The 807-nt window shown below is 67.0% G+C and carries 1 protein-coding gene and 1 pseudogene; both read right to left on the bottom strand.

The genetic code is table 11. The features are described 5' to 3' along the window. On the bottom strand, positions 1-479 hold a 479-nt coding region (locus tag R5W23_RS32505; RefSeq protein ID WP_326522214.1), incomplete at its 3' end, for a transposase. 22 nt (positions 480-501) lie between these two features. Beyond that, positions 502-750, bottom strand: a pseudogene (locus tag R5W23_RS32510) (transposase); the annotation flags it as partial. Positions 751-807 lie beyond the last annotated feature (57 nt).

An 807-nucleotide genomic window follows, 5' to 3' on the forward strand; every position in this document is an offset into this window, starting at 1 on the left:
GCTTGGATCATGGCTTCGGTGGTTTCGGTGTGGTACTCGTAATCGACCATGAGCCGCCGGTACCGGACGAACCAAGCGAACGTGCGCTCCACCACCCACCGGCGGGTGTGCACCTTGAAACCGTCCTTCGCGTTGGCGGTGATGGTCACCGCCCACCGGCACACGTGGCGGACGAACTCCTGGAACCGCTCGGAGAACCCGCTGTCGGCGATCACCTCACGCACCCGCGGCAGCCGGTGCCGCACCGCGCCCCGCAACCACCGCCCGCCGTCCCGATCCTGGACGTCGGCCGTGACCACCGACAACGCCCAGATCAACCCGAGCGAATCGACCCCGATGAACCGCTTGCGGCCGTTCACCTTTTTTCCCCCCGTCGTACCCCTTGGGGCCGCCGCGGTGGGTCGTCTTGACCGTCTGCGAGTCCACCCGCAGGGTTTCCGGGGTCGGCGGGGCACCGGCCTCGATGCGCACCTCCTCACGCAGGGCGGCGTGAACCTTCTCCCAAGTGCCGCCCAGCCGCCAGTCGCGGAACAACCCGTAGACGGTCTGCCCGGCCGGGAAGTCGTGCGGGAGCATCCGCCACGCCCCGCCGGCCCGCCGGTGGTAGAAGATGGCGTTCACCACCTCCCGCCGATCCACGACGACCGGGTGACCGCCTTTGGGCGTGCCGGACTTGGACTTGGGAAGCCGTGGGGCCAGTCGCTCCCACTGCTCATCGGTCAGGTCGGTTGGGTACGGCTTGCGACTCATGCAAACCCAATACCCAATCCCACATTCCTACGCGACATCAGTTTCAAAACACACTCT

The organism is Gemmata algarum, from assembly GCF_034097035.1.
In the GTDB taxonomy this organism is placed as follows: Bacteria; Planctomycetota; Planctomycetia; order Gemmatales; family Gemmataceae; genus Gemmata; species Gemmata algarum.